Annotated in this window: 18 protein-coding genes and 1 pseudogene; 9 read left to right on the top strand and 10 right to left on the bottom strand. The window is 34.5% G+C overall.

Annotated elements, in window-relative coordinates:
• Positions 1-210 precede the first annotated feature (210 nt).
• Positions 211-897 carry a fibrobacter succinogenes major paralogous domain-containing protein gene (locus AABB81_RS11535; protein ID WP_342160677.1) on the top strand — a complete coding sequence of 229 codons (687 nt, stop codon included), beginning with the start codon at positions 211-213 and terminating at the stop codon, positions 895-897.
• A 576-nt stretch (positions 898-1,473) separates the two neighbouring features.
• On the opposite strand, the gene AABB81_RS11530 is transcribed toward AABB81_RS11535, so the two are convergent.
• Entirely contained in the window at positions 1,474-2,283 is an 810-nt protein-coding gene (locus AABB81_RS11530; protein WP_342160676.1) for a toxin-antitoxin system YwqK family antitoxin, read from the bottom strand.
• A gap of 248 nt (positions 2,284-2,531) precedes the next feature.
• The gene (locus AABB81_RS11525) at positions 2,532-3,263 is read right to left on the bottom strand and encodes a DUF6090 family protein (protein WP_342160675.1); all 732 of its coding nucleotides are present in this window, start codon (positions 3,261-3,263) and stop codon (positions 2,532-2,534) included.
• Between the two features lie 778 nt (positions 3,264-4,041).
• Between AABB81_RS11525 and AABB81_RS11520 the strand changes: the two genes are divergently transcribed.
• The gene (locus tag AABB81_RS11520) at positions 4,042-5,751 is read left to right on the top strand and encodes a hypothetical protein (protein WP_342160674.1); all 1,710 of its coding nucleotides are present in this window, start codon (positions 4,042-4,044) and stop codon (positions 5,749-5,751) included.
• Positions 5,752-6,133: 382 nt separating this feature from the next.
• On the top strand, positions 6,134-7,003 hold the full coding sequence (locus AABB81_RS11515) for a hypothetical protein (RefSeq protein WP_342160673.1): 870 nt from the start codon (positions 6,134-6,136) through the stop codon (positions 7,001-7,003).
• Between the two features lie 351 nt (positions 7,004-7,354).
• On the opposite strand, the gene AABB81_RS11510 is transcribed toward AABB81_RS11515, so the two are convergent.
• Both AABB81_RS11510 and AABB81_RS11505 read right to left on the bottom strand, forming a co-directional pair.
• Positions 7,355-8,083 (bottom strand): LytR/AlgR family response regulator transcription factor, encoded by a 729-nt coding sequence (locus tag AABB81_RS11510; RefSeq protein WP_342160672.1) that lies wholly within the window; start codon positions 8,081-8,083, stop codon positions 7,355-7,357.
• A complete protein-coding gene (locus AABB81_RS11505) occupies positions 8,080-9,138 on the bottom strand; it encodes a sensor histidine kinase (protein ID WP_342160774.1) in 1,059 nt (352 codons plus the stop codon). The genes AABB81_RS11510 and AABB81_RS11505 overlap by 4 nt, the downstream gene beginning before the upstream one ends.
• Positions 9,139-9,346: 208 nt before the next feature.
• Here AABB81_RS11505 and AABB81_RS11500 point away from each other — a divergent pair, with 208 nt between their 5' ends.
• The 4 genes and pseudogenes from AABB81_RS11500 to AABB81_RS16080 form a co-directional block, all read left to right on the top strand.
• The gene (locus AABB81_RS11500; protein WP_342160671.1) at positions 9,347-11,149 is read left to right on the top strand and encodes a serine hydrolase domain-containing protein; all 1,803 of its coding nucleotides are present in this window, start codon (positions 9,347-9,349) and stop codon (positions 11,147-11,149) included.
• A gap of 403 nt (positions 11,150-11,552) precedes the next feature.
• Entirely contained in the window at positions 11,553-11,768 is a 216-nt protein-coding gene (locus AABB81_RS16085; RefSeq protein WP_425287339.1) for an Arm DNA-binding domain-containing protein, read from the top strand.
• Positions 11,769-11,821: 53 nt separating this feature from the next.
• Positions 11,822-13,942, top strand: coding sequence for a serine hydrolase domain-containing protein (locus AABB81_RS11495; RefSeq protein ID WP_342160670.1), 2,121 nt, complete (start codon positions 11,822-11,824; stop codon positions 13,940-13,942).
• Positions 13,943-14,723: 781 nt separating this feature from the next.
• A pseudogene (locus AABB81_RS16080) lies at positions 14,724-14,921 on the top strand (Arm DNA-binding domain-containing protein); the annotation flags it as partial.
• A 58-nt stretch (positions 14,922-14,979) separates the two neighbouring features.
• Here AABB81_RS16080 and AABB81_RS11490 read toward each other — a convergent pair.
• Positions 14,980-16,101 carry a BspA family leucine-rich repeat surface protein gene (locus AABB81_RS11490; protein ID WP_342160669.1) on the bottom strand — a complete coding sequence of 374 codons (1,122 nt, stop codon included), beginning with the start codon at positions 16,099-16,101 and terminating at the stop codon, positions 14,980-14,982.
• 447 nt (positions 16,102-16,548) lie between these two features.
• On the bottom strand, positions 16,549-18,270 hold the full coding sequence (locus AABB81_RS11485; RefSeq protein WP_342160668.1) for an InlB B-repeat-containing protein: 1,722 nt from the start codon (positions 18,268-18,270) through the stop codon (positions 16,549-16,551).
• A gap of 49 nt (positions 18,271-18,319) precedes the next feature.
• Here AABB81_RS11485 and AABB81_RS11480 point away from each other — a divergent pair, with 49 nt between their 5' ends.
• On the top strand, positions 18,320-18,520 hold the full coding sequence (locus AABB81_RS11480; protein ID WP_342160667.1) for a JAB domain-containing protein: 201 nt from the start codon (positions 18,320-18,322) through the stop codon (positions 18,518-18,520).
• Between the two features lie 100 nt (positions 18,521-18,620).
• Here the strand turns inward: AABB81_RS11480 and AABB81_RS11475 are convergent, their stop codons facing one another.
• The 4 genes from AABB81_RS11475 to AABB81_RS11460 form a co-directional block, all read right to left on the bottom strand.
• Positions 18,621-18,800 (bottom strand): hypothetical protein, encoded by a 180-nt coding sequence (locus AABB81_RS11475; RefSeq protein ID WP_342160666.1) that lies wholly within the window; start codon positions 18,798-18,800, stop codon positions 18,621-18,623.
• Positions 18,801-18,819: 19 nt separating this feature from the next.
• A complete protein-coding gene (locus AABB81_RS11470) occupies positions 18,820-19,557 on the bottom strand; it encodes a DUF6090 family protein (protein ID WP_425287338.1) in 738 nt (245 codons plus the stop codon).
• A 534-nt stretch (positions 19,558-20,091) separates the two neighbouring features.
• Entirely contained in the window at positions 20,092-20,820 is a 729-nt protein-coding gene (locus AABB81_RS11465; protein WP_342160664.1) for a DUF6090 family protein, read from the bottom strand.
• 144 nt (positions 20,821-20,964) lie between these two features.
• Positions 20,965-21,696, bottom strand: a complete 732-nt coding sequence (locus AABB81_RS11460) for a DUF6090 family protein (RefSeq protein ID WP_342160663.1) — start codon at positions 21,694-21,696, stop codon at positions 20,965-20,967.
• A gap of 440 nt (positions 21,697-22,136) precedes the next feature.
• Between AABB81_RS11460 and AABB81_RS11455 the strand changes: the two genes are divergently transcribed.
• On the top strand, positions 22,137-23,072 hold the full coding sequence (locus AABB81_RS11455) for a C1 family peptidase (protein ID WP_342160662.1): 936 nt from the start codon (positions 22,137-22,139) through the stop codon (positions 23,070-23,072).
• Positions 23,073-23,111 lie beyond the last annotated feature (39 nt).

Below are 23,111 nucleotides of genomic sequence, written 5' to 3'. Positions count from 1 at the left end.
TAAGTGTAATGCGGCCTAAAGGGCTAAATTTAAAGGAATTGGATATTAACAAGGATATAGGTAAATTGAAAGTGAAGTGCTTCAATTCCCGCACTACGCTTATACTTGACCGTTGGCGGTCATTACCGTATTTAAGTGAAATATTGATTAATAATTTACTACGAAAAATAAATCATTAAAACGAACATTGTTCACAATACAAAATTTCAAATGAGAATCATACACTTTTTTATATTGGCAACCTTATTAATCACAAGTTGCGAACAAGAAAACGATGAAGTAATAACAGTTACAGAAGATGATCCTACTACAATTACCGATATTGATGGAAATACCTATCATACTGTGAGAATTGGAACTCAGTTATGGTTGGTGGAAAACTTGAGGACAACAAGGTTTCAAAATGGGGATTTGATTAACGAATTGGATGAATCTAATAGTGAAATAAGCTCTTTCGCTTCTTACAACAATGATGAGAACCTGGCGAAAACTTATGGATATTTATACAATGAAAATGCCGCAAGAGATGTGAGAAAAATTGCACCAAAGGGGTGGCATGTTCCTTCAGGTAAAGAATGGCTCGTATTACTTAACTATGTTGAAAACAGAAGTGAAAAATTAAAAATAAAAGGATCAACTCATTGGATTAACGGAAATTCTGATGCAACAAATGAGTCTGGTTTTACAGCACTTCCTGGAGGTGAATATAATTTCACATTTAACCGATTTGGCTTTTTAGGCAGTGAAGGTAATTGGTGGTTATCTGAAAGTTTAGTTGATCCAGGATTAAATGATTCTAGATTTAACATAAGTACAACAGGCAGCGGACATAAGAGCATAGGGTTTGTGACTTTTCATGAAGGTAATCTATATTCGATAAGGTGTATTAGAGATTAAAAAATAAACGAACCGCCAACAACGGGTATCAGCAATAGCTTCAATTCGTGACTCAACGAAAATATAAATCTCACTATTAGGGTTGATTACCTTCAATAAAACACATTAAATCACTGTAATTCAATAATTTAAAACGCGGGTTCGAGTCCCGTCCAGACCGCAACTTTTTAAAGTAACAATAGTTGTATTGTTAACATTAAGAGTTTACTCTTAAATAGTTAGCTAATGAAAAACTTCAGTCCAACTGAGGTTTTTTTGTTTTATAGAGTTTCCTAACCATTTTCAACCTTTTCAATTCATACTTTTTGTGAATCCTTTGTACTATGGGGATTATATTGAATTAACCTCTTTCAGAAGGTGTTCCAACGTATATCATATTTACCCCTTGAAAGGTGCGCAAGGAGGTGCGATAAAATCTCAAGGTGCGCAAATTACTAATCATAAACATTTTATAATCATGAATGCAATACAACTATAGACCGTGAAAATACTCACAAACTGAAAATCTGCTAGTATTTTCGTAGGTAGGCTTATACTAGCAATTAATTATACAGGGTATTATACTTTCGTTATTTTTTAATCAAAAACTTCTTCTTTTATCTTGATCCCAAAACTGTAAGTAATCTTTACTTTTAACTCACCTAGTTCATCAAATTCTTCCCAAATACCATCTTCTTTACCGCCTTTAAAACTTCCCCTGTCTTTTATTTGTCCATTTTCAAACCAACTTTGACTAATTCCTTCCTCTTTACCATTCAATAATGTTACTTTGCGTCTCAACTTTCCATTTTCATACCAACCTTTCCAGAGCCCATTCATTTTTCCGTCCTTCATTGTTCCTTCAGTATTTAGTTGACCATTCTCATACCACTGTTTAGCAATACCATTTGGAACGCCAGCTTTTATTAATAATTCTTGTTGTAGCTTGCCATTTTCATACCACACCTTAGAGGATCCATTAGGAACACCATTTACGAAATACAATTCACTCTTTTTATTTCCATTTTCAAAATAATCTGTATGAGCACCATCCTGTACCCCCTCCTTAATAGAAGTTTTGCTTGATAATTGACCATTCTCATAAAAAGTGTCAATATAACCATCAGGTAAGCCATTTTTAAAATTATATATACTCGCTATTTTGCCACTTTCATAATAGCTTTTCCCAAGACCAACTTGTTTTCCTTTCTCGCAAAATCCATTAAATTTAAGCTTCCCATTTTTATGATACTTTTTTACTTCACCATCCATCTTGCCATTACAGTTAATCATTGTGGTATATTCTACAATAGTATCTGAACGGACCCCTCCATTTGTCTCTTGAGCTGTAATGTTTAGAGTAGTTAAATAAAGAAAGGGCAATAAAAGGAAGATTCGATTTTTCATAATGGTTAGTTATAATGAAGTACAACGGTCTCGGCTATGAGTAGTTGCGTGGTTTAGAAATTAGCTTTGCAAGTAAACACCAAGCTGAAAACCCTTGAGGATTTTCAGAAGTAAGCGAGAACAAGCAATTACTCATAGCCATTTTTATGCTTTCGTTATTTTTTATTTAATTCTTTTTCTACAAGATTAAAAATTTGATTTATTTGTTCTTTATTAAAATTAATATAAAGGAAACATCAATGAATCAATTAATGACTGTTCAATTCATCATTAATTTCTTTTATCAGTAAACTCGCTTTAATTTTTAATTCGTCAAACATTTCAATCGCAGCAAATTGCTTACCATGATATTGTGTAACCATGTTCTCAAATTGTTGAAATTTGGGTGAAGAATAGTCATTTAAAAACTTCCAATCGTTGTCGTGAAACATGTACTCTTCATCAAATAAAATTTTTCTGTTTCCCGACAGGAATTTCCATATGTTAAATTGTATCTCTTCCATAAGCGATACCGTATATTCGTTGTAATCTCGATTGCCTAATCTGGCTATTTCATAATCTCTATATAATGCAACGATACTACTTTTTAATTCTTCATTGGCCAAATCATTTAATTTACCAGCATTCACCATTTCTAAAAATGTCGAATTTTGTACATGTAAATACTTGGTGAAAGGATAGGCAAGGTCAATAAGTTCTGTTACTTCTTCAATATTATTTTGCGTTTCATAACTTTTCTTAAAAAAGATGAGATAATTATCTACTTGTTTTTGAGCTTCCCTCTTTTGCTGATTAAAATATATAGTATCCACCTCGAGGTCAGATTTCAGGCTTTTTAGTTGTATAATGGACTCATTTAATTTTATTCTATTCTCATTCCAATTATTAACCTGTAATGCCACCAAAATCCCAATCACTACAAGCACAATCTCTCCAACAGCATATCTCATATACTTTAGAGGCTTATTATCATCTGCCATTTTTTTACGGATTTTACGAAAGAAAGGGATCATGTGATTGGTTGTTGGTTCTTCAAGATACGTTAATTGAGAATAGGAAATGGTTTGTCAAGTGAAATAGGAGTTTCTGTTTTTATATATCATGTATAATATCAAGGTTTTAAGTGGTGGTGAAAAGTCCCGTCCAGACCGCAACAATAAGTATTAAGTTTTAAGGACTAAGGACTAAGGACTAAGGACTAGAAAAAATGTAATTTTACTTCTCACTTCTCACTTCTCACTTCTCACTTCTCACCTCTCACTTAACACCTTACTGAGGTTTTTTTGTTTTATAAGGATTTCGTTTAAATCTTACTTCGAAATTCGTTATTCATTGTTCGACATTCAAAATTCAAAAATCTAACATTTTCAATCAATAATCACTACAGGTGTGGTTAAAGGGATGGTAGTAGGAGCAATAGGAGGTAGGTATCTGATAATAGGGTGCTTACCTCTAAATGTTGTGATCTAGTCAAGACCATTAAGCTAGTGTGGCTTTGTTTCAAAAAAATAAAGCCACACAAATTTTGGATTGATCTTTTTCGTATTTTTAAATGACAAAAAATTAACCATACTTGATCTTGGCTCTGTCTTGGAGATCAAAATTTGTTGTAACTTAGATGAAGTATGCATCTTTTATCTTAAACTAAGACAAGGAAAAGATCTTCGATCTTCTTGAATAATGCCTCATAAGTCAAATTTTTGGAATTCAAGAAATTTACGTTTAAGGATGAGGAATTGGAAACGATTTTTTTACGAATTGAGTAGGCGTAAGGTCCTTCGAGCGATCATTGCCTATCTTGCGGTGGCCTGGTTGCTGCTTCAGGTTGGCTCCGTCATGTTTCCTGCCTTTGATCTTCCAGCTTACTCGATCAAGGTGCTGATTTATGTCCTCGCTTTGGGATTGATGTTGTGGATTGTTTTTTCCTGGTTCTACGATTGGACCTCAGAAGGTTGGCAAAAAACTGAAGATCTGGAGCACATCCCGGAAGAAAAGATGCCTTCGACAAGGTCAGTTGGGCTTTTTGCTGTTTTTGTTGTTGTGGTCATTTTAGGAGGATGGTACCTTTCGGAACGCATAGGAAATAGTGCTGAGCAGGAAGTTATGTCTTTGGCCGTGCTTCCATTTGACAATCTTTCATCGGCGGATGACAACAAGGCTTTTGTAGCCGGTCTTCATGACAACCTCATCACCTCACTTTCCCAGTTGAGTGCGTTGCGGGTCATCTCCAGGACGTCAACACTGCGCTATGCGGATACTGATAAAAGCATGAAAGAGATAGCGGAGGAACTTAATGTCCAGGCCCTGATTGAAACTTCCGTTTTGAATGTCGGTGATACAGTAAGGATCAACATTCAACTGATTCAGGTATTTCCAAAAGAAAGACATCTCTGGGCGGAGGTCTTTGACAGACCATTCAACAACAATGTTCTCGATATGTTCAACGAGCTAACCCAAACGGTTGCCAGTAAGATCCATCTTAAACTGAGCCCAGAGGAAAAGAAACAATTAGGTGTTTCAAGGAGTATTGACCCAGAGGCACTTAAGGCCTATCTGAAAGGGAAATATCATATGGAAAAACTTTCACCTGAAAGCTTTGACCTGGCCCAGAACTACTTTCAACAAGCCATAGCCATAGATCCCGGGTTTGCATCTGTTTATGCCGAAATAGCCACTAGTTACATGTACATGCTTCAAATGCGGTTACTGGGCTATCACGAGGCAATGCCAAAAGTATATGAATATCACAAGAAGGCCATTGAACTTGATCCAGATTTACCGGAGGCCTTATTTACTGAGATATTTATAAAATGGTATGAGTATGACTGGACTTCATGCGAGGTAAGGTACAGAGAATTCCTTGATGCATATCCCAATCATGCCTTGGCCAATGCGTTTTTCTCTCATCTTCTCATCTTGACGAAACGAAAGGAGGAGGCATTAGCCTACTGCAAAAAGGCCATTGCACTCGACCCCAAGAATGACCTGATACTGTCTCTGAGCGCTGTTGTTTATGTATTCAACGGTTTATTTGCTGAAGCAGGGGCCCTGCAGGCTGAAGCCTACAAGCTAAATCCCAGAAGCATTCTCATTCTAAGAGGCATGGAAGGAGGTAGTTACCAGGCAGGAAATGAATCAAGTTCAATAAATTTTCTGCAGATCATCTATGGGGATATTTATGGCTTGGACGTAAATTTAACTGGGATCTTTGAAAACCAGGGATATCAGGACGCATTGGAGTCGTTGTGCAAACAGATGATTGAACAGATGGTAAACCAAGACCTCTACATTGCCTTTTATTATCACAGACTGGGAAATTATGAAGAAACAATAGCCTGGTTTCAAAAAGGATTTCAAAACCGTGACATAGACATACATTATGCCCTCGAGATACCTGAATTTAGGAAATATTTCGAGGATTCCCGTTTAAAATACATTCCTGAAGAGGTAGGTTTGCCACGCTATTGATTATTCGAGGGAGGTTGCCAACTTATTTTACTAAATAAAAGAATATAGGCTGGGTTGTTGATGTTTAAAGATAGGAAAATTCAGTTTTTGAGATGTAAATGGAGGATCGATCGGTCTGAAAAAATATAAAAATGACTATAAAACAGATTGTTAGATCACGTTTTCGAGTCCCGTCCAGGCTAGAACCCAAAGAAGGATGTTAAATATTAAAGTTTGAAAATGACTAGCAGAAATACAGCTCTTTACCTCATATTGTTGTGGTCTGGGTGAGACTATTTAGAGTTTTTATAAATTAATGTTTTCATGAAAAACCACTAGAAACACTAGATTCATAATAGTATGATTTTGTTTAATTTTGATGCCTAAATTAAATCTTATTGTTATGAATAGATTATCAATTTTAGCGATTTTTTTGTTTCTACTATATTCATGCTCTGATGATTCGAGTAAAACTGAACAAGCCATTGGGCCGCAAAACATTCAAGTTGATATTGAAATCAAAGGAGCTCACGATGGGAATCTGTTTGGTGATGGAAGTGGCGTGGTTTATCTTCGGGTAAAAGCAGAAAATACTAATCAATTTAAGGTGATTTATGAAGGGACTGAAATCATAAGAAGTACTTCTGAATATTATGATTATGGGTTCTATGCTAAGGAGCCAGGGATTCATGAGTATGAATTAGAGATTCAAGCAATTAATACAAAATTGAATCTTTCTAGAAGTCAATTCGTTAATATTAAAGTGAATAAGATTTATCCAGTGCCTGAAAACCTTTTTGCAAACCTGATGGTAGGAAATAAAAAATGGAGGATTGATACAAGTGTAGACAGACCAGTTACAACAAGGACTCCTTCCGGGGAAGTCATATCACATACGGTCCAATTGAATGAAAAATATGATGCTATGTACGATGATACCTATAAGTTTGGGTATCTTTCATTAATTCATGAAACAAATGGTCATATTGTGGGAAACGTAAATTCATTGAGTCAAGATTTTGGCGCTGTTGATGAGGAAGTCAATGATGATAATGAGTATGAAGATTATCCATTAGAAAGTTATTCTGCGAGTTGGATGTATTCTCCAAGTAAAGAAGGTTGGAATTTACATATGAGTGACCAAGGTTTTATAGGAAGTTATGTAGGAGGAGATCATGTGTATGAGATTATGTGGCATTCCAAAAGACAGTTTATGGTGCGAACTATAGGAGCTGATGGGAATTACTGGCATTTTTTAATGACCTCTGAATAATTCATGATACACATCATTCAATAACGTGGCTGAAAAGAGTCCCGTCCAGACCGCAACTTTTTAAAGGAAAAATAGTTGTGTTGTTAACATTAAGGATTAAACCCTAGATAGTTAGCTAATGAAAAACTTCAGTCTTACTGAGGTTTTTTTGTTTTATAGACTTTTCTGACTGATTTAGTGCTTTTACTTAATAATTCATCTTATTTGCCTTGATTATAGTAGTTTAAGATTATCTCCATGAGAATAGTTGATCGGCTTTGTAGTGCTCAAAAGGGGCGCTGGAAGGGACGGAAAAATACCGAGGTACGAATGTGATTTGAATTGCCTATAATTAATATGGGCTTGACAGTTCTATTCTTCTGATCTATATCCATGTATTATGGTTAAAAAGCCTTCTCTATATTTACTGCTTATAGGTATCTCCTTTTCATTAATGACGATACAATGTTTTTTGATTGTTTCTATATGTTTTAATGCCACAATATAAGAACGATGTATTCTCACAAATAGCTGCTTAGGAATGATGTCTATTACTTCTGATAGTTTATAGCGTGCGAGGATGGAGCGTTTAGTGGTATGAAATGTAACATAATTACCATCACTTTCTATCCATTTTATATTTTGAATGGATACTTGATGAAATTCTGATCCACTTTTAATAAAAATGGTTTGTTCAAGACTATCATTAGCGGTTTTAGAACTAGTTATTATTGCTTCATTATTTTTATTTAAAAAGTGCTTTACTTTAATGACAGCTTGGAGTAATCTATCAAAATTAATAGGTTTTAAAAGATAATCTACTGCTTTAAGTTCGTAACTTTCTAAGGCATACTCTGAATACGCTGTGGTAAAAATAATTAACGGAGGGTTTTGTAAAAACTTAGGAAAGCTAATTCCTGATAATTCAGGCATGTTTATATCCAAAAAAATGAGATCAACTTTATGTTTCTGTAAATAATCAAGTGCTTCTAAAGGATCTCTAAAAGATAACTTTAACTCCATAGATGGTATTTTGTTCAAATGAAATTGCAGAACTTCAATTGCAGCAGGTTCATCATCAATGATTACATAGGTTATCATAAAATTTGATCAAGTTTTAAGTTTAATAAAGATATAAAAAAGCCATTCTCTTCTTTTGTTTCTATAGTATGCGTGTCAGGGTAAAGAATAGAGAGTCTCTTTTTTAAATTATCAAGTCCAAAACCAGAAGAAGTATCTGTAATGCCATTAGTACTTTTATGTATAGTATTGGTTACTTTAAAATATAGTTTGCTTTCTTGAGTCTCTATTGAAATATTTATTACAGATTTTGTTTTAGGATTAACACCATGCTTAATCGCATTTTCAACAAAAGGGATAAGTAACATCGGGCTTATTTTAACTGTTTTAGTATCACCTTTGGTAACTAAATTTATAAATACATCATCATTTTCGGAAATTCTTAATTGATATACTTCAATGAAGTTTTTTAAATGATGAATTTCTTTTTCTAAAGCTACCTTGTCATCATTCGTTTCATAAACCATATAACGCATTAACTCAGCCAATTTAGCTATTCCATCAGCCAATTCTGGAGCATTACTCGTTAAAGATTTTGCATATAAACTATTTAAAACATTAAATAAAAAATGAGGATTAATTTTAGACTTTAAAAAAGCCATTTCTGTAGATAATTTTTCTTCAAGTAATACTCTTTTTATTTTTTCATTTTGTATCCAATATTTGATTAATGCATAAGATAATGCAAGCAGTAAAATAATGAATCCAACAAAAAAATTATAGGAAAAATAAACAGAAAAAGACTCACTCTCAGACGAGAAAAAATTCACCAGATAATTATAGTCTATAAAACTCTCAAATAAAGTAATACAAGAAAGTCCTATTACCAATAGACTTATTAAAGTCTTTGTTTTTTTTAAGCGTAAAAACTTTGGTACAAGATAAAAGGCAGTTGTATAGAAAATAACTTGATTTATAAGCATTCCAAATAATAAGGCAAACCAATAAGGCCCGGTGTCTTTCCTAAAATCGCCTATTGTTGAGGTATACTTTAAAATTAATAAGTACCCAATTCCCCATATCACAATATGAATTATAGGCTCCCAATATTTTTTCATATGCATCTCTTTCTTCATCAAAATAAGGAAATTAAAATGATTTAAAGTCAACCAAGTTATAAATCGCGCTATTCTAGTGACCAATTTGTGAAATCGTGTGAAGTTTAAGCTTCTTCACTTAAATTAGTCAAACGACCACATTAAAACACTTAATAATCACATTCTTTTTGCGGTACTGATTTTACACTTTAATCTTGCTTAAAATTCATCATTAAAATATAAATAAATGAAAAAAATAATAACAGTAATATTTGCTTTAATCATAGGATTGAACGGATACGGACAATCAGTTTCTAACAAAGAAGTCAGGAAAAATATAGATGATTTATTTCAAAGCTATTCAAGTTATAACCGTTTTATTGGCAATGTATTAATTAGTCAAAACGATACCATTATTTATCAAAAAAGTTTTGGTTATGCCAATCTTGAAAAAGTAAAAAAAAATACTAGCAATTCTATCTTTAGCATCGCATCGCTTACAAAATCATTAACTGCTGTAGGGATCATGAAATTAGTTGAAGATGGGAAATTGACATTAGAAAAACCTATTTCAAACTATTTTCCAGGTTTTATGCCTGATTATTCAAAAGACATAACAATACAACATTTGTTAAACAACAGTTCAGGTATGGAGGCCAATATTGGCAGAATAGACGACAATGGAAATGGACTTATGCCAGAAAAAGAGCTAATATCTCTTGATGAACTTTTAGCGAAATTTAAAGATTATAAATTGAACTTTGAACCTGGAACTTCATATGAATATAATAATTTCGGATACCTTCTTTTAGCAAACATTATTGAAATGGCAAGCGGACAGCCTTATGCCAACTATATGGAACAAGCTGTTTTTAAGCCAGCTAATATGAAAAACACGGCTTCTGCTTCGTTTACAGATATAGATCAGAGAACCTTTCCGCATTTAGGTTTAGGAATGAATGAATTAAAAAAGGTGGACGCTCCTTTGCATACTTCCTGGTTAATGGGTGCGGCTGAAATAAATTCAACAACTGATGATTTGTATAATTTTTTACAGGCTTTAGATAAAGGAATCATATTAAAACCTGCAACACTAAATAAGCTATATGGTCTTACTCAAAACATAGGAGTTAATGAAATGAAATCTGGCTTGGGTTGGGTGATAGGCCAAAAAGAAGGCGAAGAGTGGATTTATAATAATGGTTTACTTCCAGGTTATGCTTCTATGATGGGTTCAATGCCATCAAAAAACATTAAAGTAATCATCCTGTCCAACGCAACTTCTATAAACCCTTTAGTTGATGAATTTCAAGGTGAAATATCTTTTGTACAAGGAGAAATTACAGATAAAATCATTTCACTGTTGCTAGGTAAAAGCGTTGATATCTTACCTTTAGCAAGCAAGGTGAGCGAAAACCTTATGTACGTGAACAATACGTATCAGTTTGATAGTAATCATTCAATTAGACTTAAGAAAGAAGGGAATGAGTATGTATTAGAAACTGAAGGTAAAGAGCCTTGGTCTCTTTTTTCTTATACATTCTCAAGAGATGCAAAAGAAAATAATCCTGCTAGCGAAACGGCTATCTTTTTTGCCAATGCTATGAGTAAACAAAATTTTGAAGGCCTTTCTTTTTACGGGAATAATGATATGAAAGCTTTTCTAGGCTCAGATGAAGGTATATCTCAGTTGAAAGGAATGTGGAACAATTTCTTGCAACACGCTGGTGAATTTCATTCATTTAATATTTATAAAATTGAAGGTGAGGAAGTTAAAAACGTTAGTATAAGATTTCATTTTGACACTGTTGATATTGGGATTGTTTTAAGTATTGACAGTTCACATAAAATACAAGGCATGTTTATGGATGATGAATTAAAAACGAGCCATATTTCAAAGGTTTCTTTAGTTTCAATTGGAGAAAATAAATTTTTCATCAATGGGCATCAAAATGGAGGAATGCAAGATTTAAAAGTGAATATAACTGAGAAAGAACTAGTGCTGATAGATGGATCCAAAAGTTTTAATGGAAAACAAAGTGGAGAATAAAACAAGTTAATTAGCTTTGAAAAAATATAGTAACCATATGTTAATCAGTAATTTAAAATACGGGTTCGGGTCCTGTCCAGATCGCAATAATAAGTATTAAGGACTAAGGACTAAGAAAAGACGAATTTCACTTAACACTTAACACTTAACACTTAACACTTAACACTTCACAGAGAAAAACTTCAGTCTTACTGAGGTTTTTTTTGTTTTTAGGGTTTTTATAACCTTATTCCACCTTTTCAATTCAATCTTCTTGTGAATCCTTTGTTCTATAAGGATTCTATCCAATTTACTTCTTTCAGAAGGTGAGCCATCATATGTCAATTCTAAGCTTTGCAGGTGCACAATAAGGTGTGCATTTATTATCAGGTACACATATTTTAACTAACTAAATTTTACAAATATGAATACATTAAAACTAAACATACGATACTTGGTCATTACAGGAAGACTTAATAAATCAGGGTTAACTCCTATCAGGTGCAGAATCACTTATAATAGACAACGTAAAGACTTCTCAACAGGTATTTTTATAAACCCAGACCATTGGGATCCAAAAAACAAAGACTCCTTGATCAGACCAGGAAGAAACAACCAACATGCAACTAAGCCTTATTGAGAACAAAATTATAACTAAGACCATGGGGACAATTTGAAAAGAATTGTAACATAATGGAAAATACGCAGTCTTATTTATTTATCATCAATCAATATAACAGTCATAAAATGAACTTATCTATTAGAGTACTATTTTTCACTTTCATATCTTTTTCAACATTAATCTCTTTTTCCCAGGAAACCAGTGATGCTATTGTTGGGGAAAAATTAGCCAAAATCGAAGCAAAAATTCAGGCCTGGCAAAAGCAAACCAAAGCCCCTGCTGTTTCAGTAGCGTTCCAACACCATGATTTTTATTATGAAAATGCGTGGGGTTTGGCGGATATTGAAAATCAAGTCGAAGCAAAACCCGCATCTTCGTATCAAATTGCTTCAACGACTAAGCCCATGACTGCCATGGCAATTTTGAAACTTTGGGAAATGGGAAAAATCGATTTGGATGCTGAAGTACAAACATATTATCCGTCTTTTCCGAAGAAAGAATATCCAATTACCATTCGCCAAATTTTAGCTCACACAGCGGGGATTTCTCATTACCAAAGCGACAGTAAAGAGGAAAAACATATCAAAGAACCTTACTCTACAGAAATGGCAATTGATATTTTTAAAGATTGGGAATTAATTTTTGAGCCAAACACAAATTGGAGGTATTCGAGTTATGGTTACAACCTATTGGGTGGGGTAATTGAAGAAGTAAGCGGGAAATCGTACGAAGATTTTTTAAAAGAACACATTTGGGGACCCGCAAACATGGAAAATACCATGATGGATGATCCGATTGCGATTGTTCCGAATCGAGTTCGAGGCTATTTTAAAAATGGAGGCAAAATCGAAAATGGTGAATATCTGGACATTAGTAGCCGATTTGGAGCGGGCGGGGTGCGTTCGACCGTTCAGGATGTTGTTAAAATGGGAATTGCCTTGAAAAATGGAAAAATTCTAAAACCTGAAACCGTTGAATTGATGCTAGAACCTTTGGGTGACCAGGGTTGGAATGAATATGCCTTAGGAATTTCGGTACGTCCATTTTTGGGGCAACACATCATTATGCATAGTGGAGGTATGCCTCAAACCAGTTTTTTGTTTATTGCTGCGCCTGCGGATAATTTATCTTTGTCTATCGGGTCTAACCTTGGGCGGCAGGATGTAGAAAGTTTAGGGATTAGTTTGGTTCAAATCCTATCAGGAATTGACACGAAAACAGTCACCGCAAAAAAAGCCGAAGATAAATTGATGTTGGATGCCATAAATGAAGTTTATAATTTTGGGCAAGGGTATTACCAGAAAATGGGCAAATCCAAAGTTGAAAGTGATAAAAATTTAGCTTCGAATTTTAAGTATTTCAATCGGTATATTAATCCAAAATACATCAGAAACAATTCTAAAGAAGTTGAGGAAAAAATCAAGGCAGGTCATCAAATGCAACCTGAAAAATCTTTAATTTGGGATAGAGTAGGCGGATACATGGCAAGCCAACTAAATCAAAATTATTTCCAAGAAGGCGCATTAGCTTTTTTCAAGGCGTATATTGGTTTGTACAAAAAAGATAAATCCATTTCGTACCGTTTTACAAAAGATTTTGAAAATGCTGTGCAGAAATATTATCAAGATTGGCAAGTTACAAGAGCACTAGATCCTAGCTTGACACGCTTTGATAAAAACACAGATTGGGATCAAGTACCGATTCAATTGGACAATGAATTGGGAAAGTATAGCGTTTATCCTGATTTTTATGGTGATTTGATTGACTACACCTATTCAAATTTGCTTTTTAATAAAAAATATGACGAAATTTCTCAAATTACAGGCCTTGCGGATACCTATTTTTCCGGGCGTTTTTTTACTGAGTTTTTGAAAGGATTCGAAGCATTAAGTCAAAAAGATTTGAACAAGGCAAATACTTGTTTTGCAAAGGCAAATGAAATCGAAAATCATTTGGAGAATCCGAATTGGATAGGCTCATTGATTTTAAACTTAGCCCAAGTTGACCCGGTAATGGCATTTAGTTTGGGCGAAGTTATGGCTACCTATAATCCAAAATCGTACGAATTTCAGATAGGCATGTCAAATTTAGCAAGTAAAATGGGCATGAGAGAAAAATCTATATATTATGCTCAAAAAGCTTTAGAGATAAAACCTGATGACGAAATGGCTTTGAAATTCATAGGGAGTTAATAATCATTTTGTCAGGGTATTATTCTCAAATTAAGGATAGGTATTTTTTTCTCGAGTCCCGTCCAGACCGCAGCAATAAGTATTAAGTTTTAAGGACTAAGGACTAGAAAAAATGTAATTTCACTTCTCACTTCTCACTTAACGCGCAGCCCCTTACTGAGGTTTTTTTAATGCCTAACCAAGCGACATAGATGTATCTATGGATTTTACTTCGAAATTCGAAATCGGTTATTCGATATTTATTTTCAAAAATGACCTGTTCAGGTGCATCTACTTCTGAAATCTCCAATCTGAAATCTTCAATCTGAAATTAGTAAAAGCCCCTCCTTATTTTTTTGAGGCCATTCCTTCCGATAAAATGTATTTAAATAATATTAAAAGAATAAACCTGCCTGCCGCAGGCAGGGATTTCATATCCGAGAATACTGAATCAAAAAGGGTAGATTTTACTTCTCACTTCTCACTTCTCACTGAACCCCTCACTGAGGTTTTTTGTTTTATAGACTTTCCTAACCTTATTCCAACCTTTTCAATTCAATTTTCTTATGAATCCTTTGTTCTATAGGGATTACATCCAATCAACTTCTTTCAGAAGAAGAGCTATCATATTTACCCCTTGAAAGGTGTGCACTGAGGTGTGCTAAAATCTCAAGGGGTGCAATCATTATTAATTTAAAAATCAACTATTATGAGTACAATACAACTATATATTAGGTTCATTGTCAAATCAACAGAGCTAACAAAGAAAGGATTTGCACCCATTAGATGAAGACTAACCTACAACAAGAACAGAAAGGACTTTTCCACTGGGATAACAGTCAATCCAGATCATTGGGATCCAAAGAAACAAAGACTCCTTGATCATTCAGATCAGGAAGAAACCACCAACATGCAACTAAGCCTTATTGAGAACAAAATCAGTAAGGCTTTTTTAATGCTGCAAGTCAAAGGTGAACAGATGCCCCAGGTGAATAATTAAGAACAAAGCTATATAAAACAAAAACTCCCCAATCAATGAGGAGTCTTGTTATTTATTATTAAATCACCAGATCAGATGGATCACAGTTTGTAAAGTTGGGTTTGGGTGCTGTCCAATTAATAGCGTCATTGCTAAAGTATAGACATTGAGTAACACTACTCACATTCCAACCACTTAAATCTTGGTTAAATGATATTGCATTATTAAACATACCACCCATATCCGTAACACTACTCACATCCCACGAACTTAAATCTTGGTTAAATGAGTCTGCATTACTAAACATACCAAACATATTCGTAACACTACTCACATTCCAACCACTTAAATCTTGGTTAAATGATCTTGCCACTGAAAACATACCGCGCATATCCGTAACACTGCTCACATCCCATCCACTTATATCTCCATTAAATGATCCAGAAAACATATTTGCCATATTCTTAACACTGCTCACATCCCATCCACTTAAATCTTGGTTAAATGATATTGCAAATAAAAACATTTGTCCCATATTCGTAACGTTGTCCACTTCCCAAAGACTTAATTTATTTTTTAAGCCTTCACTATCTCCTGAATTAAACTTTGCGGCAAGATAAAACATTCGTTCCATATTCGTAACGTTGCCCACTTTCCAAGCACTTAAATCTTGGTTAAAAGCGTGTGCACTCCAAAACATACCAAACATATTCGTAACACTACTCACATTCCAACCACTAATATCTTCATTAAATAATCTACGATCAGCAAACAAAAAACTCATATCCGTAACACTGCTCACATCCCAATCTTTTATATCGCCATAAGTCCTTATTGCTTCTAATTCGTCATTGATCCATAATCCTACAGCGGCATAAATATTATCATTATCAAGAGGAGTTTTAACACATGAATTATCTTCTGAATATGTTGTATCATCACAATCTATTTCAGAACATGGGTTTTCTTTATCATAATAACCATCACCATCTGCATCTACGGCATCGCCGTGTTCTATATGTGTAGCTAAAGCAGATTCACTGATAACAATTTCGACATCATTTTTATGGCATACATTAAATTGAGCGCCTTTTCTTAGAGTCACATCTTTTGATATAGCAGTTTCCATTTGCTCAATACTCTCGTTTTCACAAGCCATAAAGCCTGTACATAGTAATAATAGTAATAATAACTTTCTCATAATAGTTTGGTTTTAAATGTTAGCAATAAAATATCTATTGACTGACTATGTAATGCAAGCCAATCTTAATTTTTTGGGTTCATAAAAAAAGGTATCTGATAAAATCTACTCCAGGTAAGGAGGGGCAAAATAAGAACAACCTCTTGGTTTATAATAGATTAAAGATAGTATATTTTAATTTAATACAATTTTGAGGGTATGTATGGTAAGAATTATCAGCGTGAAAGACTCTCCAAATAGTAATGTTTTCCCTTACTTAAAAGTCAATATCAGTTTCTAACTTTGGCTTATGGTAGAAATGCAAGGACTTACTTTACAAGAATTAGCTGATCTATATGATGCTTCACCTCCTGAAGTATGGAAATGATGAGAGAGAATATTGGTGAGTGGTGGAAATAAAACCCAAATGAAGATTCACCCGGGTTTTATTTTTAGACTAATATTGTTCTAGTTTCCGCAATCTAAGGAAATTATGACGCCTTCGTCCACTTCGATATTTTCCATGAAGTCTTCAAAATAGGAGAGTTGATTTTCATTTGCCTCAATACAAGTTAGGGGATTATTTCTTACATCAAGGGTCCTGAAAAAATTCAATCCTGAAATATTAAGTTCACTGAGCTCATTATTTGAAAGATTTAAACTTCCCAACCAAGGAGCAGGAGGGTAAGGCCCCCACTTAACACCAAAGTCAAGTGGAATGGAGGAAATATCGTTATTACTGCAGTTCAGAAGGATTAATAAATTTAAATTTTCCAAACCACTTACATCTGAAATATTGTTATCGCTGAAATCCAGTGTATATAACGACCTGAATTCTTCTATCCCTGTCAAATCTGAAATGTTTTTACTGGATAAATCCAGTTCTGTAATGTTTATAATGATAACTGTTTTGACATAATCGTCCAAAACATCATCAATTCCCAGATCAATCAGGGCTTGTTCAAAATTGTCATCGGGTACATATGTAAGTTGATCATCTGACCCATTGCAATCCAAAGAAAAATAGACACCATTGTCATACCACCAGACGGCCTTGTCTGAATACTTCTCTTGATTCAGTTGCGTAACATTTACCGACACGCAACTTAGAGAGTTCATCGCAATGTTTAACTCTTTTAAGAATCCGAGCGCAGAAAGATCCAATTCAGTTAGTTTGTTATCATTAAGAATTATCTGATCAAGAAATTCATTTCCTGTGAAAATTAAAGAAGTCAGTTCATTGTTATTGGCCACGAGTTTTTGCAAATTCACAAACCCTTCAATTCCTGTCAGATCCTTGATTTGCTTGTTTCCCAAAATGAGTTCTTCAACATATTTTATGCTTTCAGCATAAACATAATTGTCTAATGTATAATCGTATCTGAGGTCGATCAGTGCCTGCTCAAAATTATTATCAGGAACATAGACCTTTTCTAAGTTCTCTGGCATGAATTTAGCCGTTACGCTCATGGGCTTGTCCATGGTTACGGTTATGGGGTTCTCGCTTCCCTGGAGGTCGCCTGACCATTCTACAAATTGCCATTCATCTGCTGGCTGTGCTGTGAGCCTTACTTGGGTTCCCGAATCATAGTCAGAGGAACTCTTGGCCTGAACGATCTCCTCTTGCACCGTTCCGTTCCCTTCGATGTCGATGTTCAAAGTATATTCCACTTTTTTAAAGGTGGCCGTCAGGCTCATAGCCTCATTCATCTCTATTGTCAAAGGATTACTTGTTCCCTGATGGTCACCGCTCCATCCAACAAATACCCATTCTTCTTCGGGTACAGCTGTAAGCTCTACAATAGTTCCTGAATCATAATCAGTTGATGTCTTAGCCTGTATTACCTTTTGTTCAACGCTTCCTTCTCCAACGATCTCAATATTCAGGGTGTATTGCACTTTTTCAAAAACTGCCGTGATTACCATGTCATCGGTCATCATGATCTTCATTGGGTTTTCGTCTCCACTGGTATCACCTGACCAGTTCTTAAATACATACTCGTCGTTGGCCGTGGCCTTGATCTCCACTTCTGTTCCTTTGTTATAGGTGGCCGAGGCTGGGCTTACAGTTCCACCTTCTTCAGGACTCGCCTCTGTTCTCAGCCGGTATTGAATCGGGTCGTCGTCATTACAATTCAAGGCAAAGAGCAATAATATCACGACGCACATAGCTCGTATTACATTTTTCATGCTGTTAGGTTTTATACCATCCAAGTCTCTTATTTACAAGATTTTTTGGATGGGGTGGTTTAATGAACGAAGTTATCGCAGGCCTGATTTTCAGGCAATGACCTTAGACATTGTATCGATTGATTCTCGTCAAAAGGCTATTACTGATAAGGTGAAGAAAGCTGCTGAGATTATGGATATTAAATTGCCTGACCATCTAATTCTTACTGAGGATACGTATTACAGCTTTGCGCAACATGCCAGATTATAGGGTAAAAGGTGTGGTTAAAGGGATGGTATAAGGAGTGACAGGGGGTAGGTATCTGATAATAGGGTGCTTACCTCTAATTACTCATGTCTTGCTGTTGGTTTTAGTATTCATGATGTGCCTGCCTGCCGGACAGGCAGGCTACGCAGTTGTTGTGTTCTAGGCGAGACCATTCAGAATCATATGTCTTATAAGCATCGGATGAGAGAGAATATTGGGGAGTGGTTTGGACTGAAAACTCCAGTGAAATTTCCATTGTAGCCGAGAACAAGCAATTACTCATAACCCTTGTTTTACTTTCGTTATTTGATTTTCTTATTTATTTTTTCTATCAAAAAAAGAGCATTTTCCTTGTAATTTCTTAAATGCTCTAGATAACTCTCTCCTTGATAATTCTCATAGTATAACATATAAAAGGAACTCACCCTATTAATATAATCGCTTGATGTAAGTTGGTAAATTATTAATTCATCACTTTTTACTTTCTTTATATAGTCTTTGAACCAGGCTTTGTTATTCTTAAAATAGGAATAATTGTCTTCAAAATCAATATTTACTTCTTCTACGGCTACGCCAATTTCGGTATTGAAATAAGCATAAAAATTACTAATTTCGATAGAAAGGCTATCTTGATGTGAATCAAAAACAGCGCCATTATCTTCTAATAACTTTACACCACGCATATTCAATGTTATATCTGGGAATCCATATAAAATAAAACAACAGTTCTCGCAATTTAGATAATCATCTTTGGTCATATCATTATTAATAACTCTTTTGAATATACTATCTCTTGGCGCCATTTCGGCAATTACTAAATCAATATTTTTAACATCAGATTGAAGGTCTGTTTTAATAATTGAATAAATGCTTTTCATTGTATTCTGAAGTTTTCGCATCTCATTCCAATTATTGATCTGCAGAGCAATCAATATCCCAATAACCACCAAAACGATCTCCCCAACAGCATATCTCATATACTTTAAAGGTTTGTTATCATCTGCCATTTTTTTACGGATTCGTCTAAAAAATTTTATCATAGTTATTATTATCAATGCCCGCGAGCCATCTGGCCCATGCGCTAAAAATGTCTACTTTGCCTCGCCTCATCTGGCTCATCATTCAAAAGCCAAATCGTTGGCTTTTTCATTCTGCCCTCTTGACGCTCTGTCCTCTGAAGAATGGGATCATGGCTGATTGTTGAAGTCTAAATATAGGGAAAAATTGATTTCAGATTTCAGATTGGAGAATGAAGATTTTGAATAACGGATTTCGAACAAAGAATGTCAGTCTTGATTTTGTACTCACTATTCCTTATTATTTTTAAAAGTCTTCATGAACCTCATTCTTCGGTTTCGTTCTTTTAGTCCTCTTTTATATGGTTTTAAGAAATCGTGAATTCGTTAACACTCATTTGCATCAAGGCAAAAGAATTATTAAAAATATCACACCATGCTCCTCCGGGGAGTGGAATTATCATCTGCTTTACTTTTACAGATTTTTCTATAGTAGGGGATCATCTAGATGTTTGGATCACTGTTTTTAACATCTGAAAAATTATATAAAAAAAAGGGTCATTCTAATTCATTATCAATTATTGATAAAATTTCTGACATTCGACTCAGTAAGTCTTCTTGAATTGTTAATCGTAATTCTTCAATGACCGTCTTATGATATAAATAACTAAAAAATGCGTCTTGTTCAAATAAGTGCTTTAATGCCTGTCCCTCTTTTCCGGCATCTGAAACCGGGTCCAAACCGATCCGTTCTCTCCAATTGGAGACAGAAAGTGTGAGTAATGCAGGTGCTGCTACTATTTGCATGTTATTTAAGAGATTCATACTTGTTTCCTGATCTTCAAATCCAGAATTTAGTATGGAGAAATATTCTGCTAATAAACGTATAAGATCTTGATTTTTAATTAATTCAGAATCTCCAGCATTTAATAAGGCATCGTAAGCGCCAGTAACTATTTCGGCTCTGTACCATGAAAAGGCACCATATTGCAAATAAGTCTTAATTGAATCGGTATTAGGATATGGTACTTTACCTTCATAAATTGAGATTAAGGTGATGCTCTGACGAATACACTTTTTTTGAACTATTATGGTTTGGTTTAATCGCAATTTTGACTCAATGAAATCAGATTTAAGGGCAAGTAAAATGTTTTTTTCCTGTTTAGCTCTTTTCCGTTCTTCATTCCAATTATTAATCTGCAAGGCAATTAAAATTCCTATTACCACAAGAGCTATCTCTCCAATGGCATATCTGGCATATTTTAATGGTCTGTTATCGTCCGCCATTTTTTTACGGATTTTACGGAAAAAGGGAATCATGTGTTTGGTTGTTGGTTCTTAAATATAGGGAAATTGACAATATGAAAAGGTTTGTCCAGAGAAATAGCAGTCTCTCGATACAAAACCTGACATTTCCGCCAAAATAAGGTCTTACATTGCTTCCAGATTTTCAATTACCGACTGAGCAGCTTTGTCCATATTCTCAAAACTTAATTTAATATTATAATAAATAGTAAGTTGATTGTCCCAACTTGCATAAACAACGGGTCGTTTGAGAAATAATCTGAAATCTTCTTCGCTTAATTGGTAGGCCTTTGTATTCACATAACCTAAACTTTGTTTTGCTCCGGGAATAAGAAAAATTCCTAAGTTTCCAATTTCACGCCTTAACTCCCAGACTGAACCAAGATAATAGTTTTGACCACTGATGTCATAATGTACCTTATAGTCTGAAAATGCAAGTAAAAACTCTGCAATTGAGCCTAAGATTTGTTTGTTGGATATCCAACCGATTTTACCTGAAGCTATGGCTTCATTATAGGAACTTAGAACAGGTTCAATAGTAACAATGTCAAACGCTGCCGAGGCTAGATTTTTTAATGAATCAATGGGTATATGCCTATTATCCTTATATGAATGACTTAAAAACGTTTCTGTTCTGTAGATAAGTTGATCAATTAAAGAAATACTAGCTTCTAGGCGTACTCTAGACAACTCAAAATCTGTAATCATAGATTCAATCAATCGCTCTTTCTCTCGATTGACCTTTTGTTCTTCATTCCAATTATTAATCTGCAAGGCAATCAATATCCCAATAACCACCAATACGATCTCCCCAACAGCGTATCTCATATACTTTAGAGGCCTATTATCATCTGCCATTTTTTTACGGATTTTTCTAAAAAAATTTATCATAGTGGTTAATATCAATGCCCCCGCGCCATCTGGCCCAAGCGCTAAAAATGTCTACCAGACATTTTCTATACGCTCTGTCCTCGAAAGAAGGGGGCTCATGAGATTGCTTGTTGAAGTCTAAATATAGGGAAATTGACAGTATGAATTGGTTTGTCAAGAGCAATTTAGTTCCGTTGAATCTTCGATGTCACAAATACAGCAAACAATAAAAAAGGGATGAGTAAATAAGAAGGTCTGAGACATTCTCCCTATACCCTCGTGAGGGTATTTTTGTGATTATTTGATGAATATCAGATATAAAGTAGAGAAAAATGATGATATTAGTTTCTATACAACTTAATAATAATAGAATTAACAGCCGGGGAGAGCTAATGCTCATGCCTAAATGGCGGTAATACCTAAGATTAATGAGAAAGCTATTTATAATTTTTACAGTATTCACACTTTTGTTTATATCGTGTAGCTATGATTTTAATGATAGAACTGCAGTAGATCGACAAACCTCAGAAAGCTATGAAACGACAGAAACTCAATTTACAACTCAGGAGGCAATAACTTATTTTACTGGTTGTAATGAATGTACTGAAAATGGGGATTACCGTTTTAATGAAAATAAACTATTAGAAAACTTAACAATCCCTGCAGATTTGCCAGATGAATTTGATTTATCATCTTTTTTACCACCAATTGGAAATCAAGGCAGACAAGGTTCTTGTGTTTCTTGGGCTACTACTTATTATTTAAAATCATTTCAAGAGAGAATAGAAACCGGTTTACCCTATTCTACTGATAGGATTATGAGTCCTGCATACACATACAATCAAATAACACAAGGTATTTGTGAAGGAACAGATTTTAAAAGTACATTGGACATATTGTTAAACAAAGGCGCTGCCTCAATAGAGTCATTTCCTTATCTTGATTATTCCTGTAATATTCAACCTACTGAAACTCAAAATGCAGAAGCAGAATCAAATAAAATAAGTGACTACAAATATTTAAGTGGTGAGAATATGGCCTTAGAAATGAAAACTTTGCTTAATGGCCAAACACCAATATTGATTTCATCGTTTTTAGACTCTGAATTTGGATTAATAGATGAGTTTGGTTTAACAGCATATAGAGCACATACTGTCGATTATTCAGTAGCAGGTGGTTGTCACGCTATGCTTATTGTTGGTTATTCAGATATATTTAACGCTTTTAAGGTTGTTAATTCTTGGGGAGAAGCTTGGGGTGATGATGGATTTGTTTGGATTGATTATGCCGCTTTTGATAATGTAACTGATGATACTGCTGATTTTCGAGTAATAAGTACTGCAATCATTGCGTACGATTTATAAAAATAACTATTCCAATTTAAGACGGGTATAATCAATAGC

This window comes from Lutimonas vermicola (genome assembly GCF_038433205.1).
Lineage (GTDB): Bacteria > Bacteroidota > Bacteroidia > Flavobacteriales > Flavobacteriaceae > Lutimonas > Lutimonas vermicola.
The sequence above is the reverse complement of the archived record's forward strand: the minus strand, read 5'-3'. Positions and strand labels throughout refer to the sequence as shown.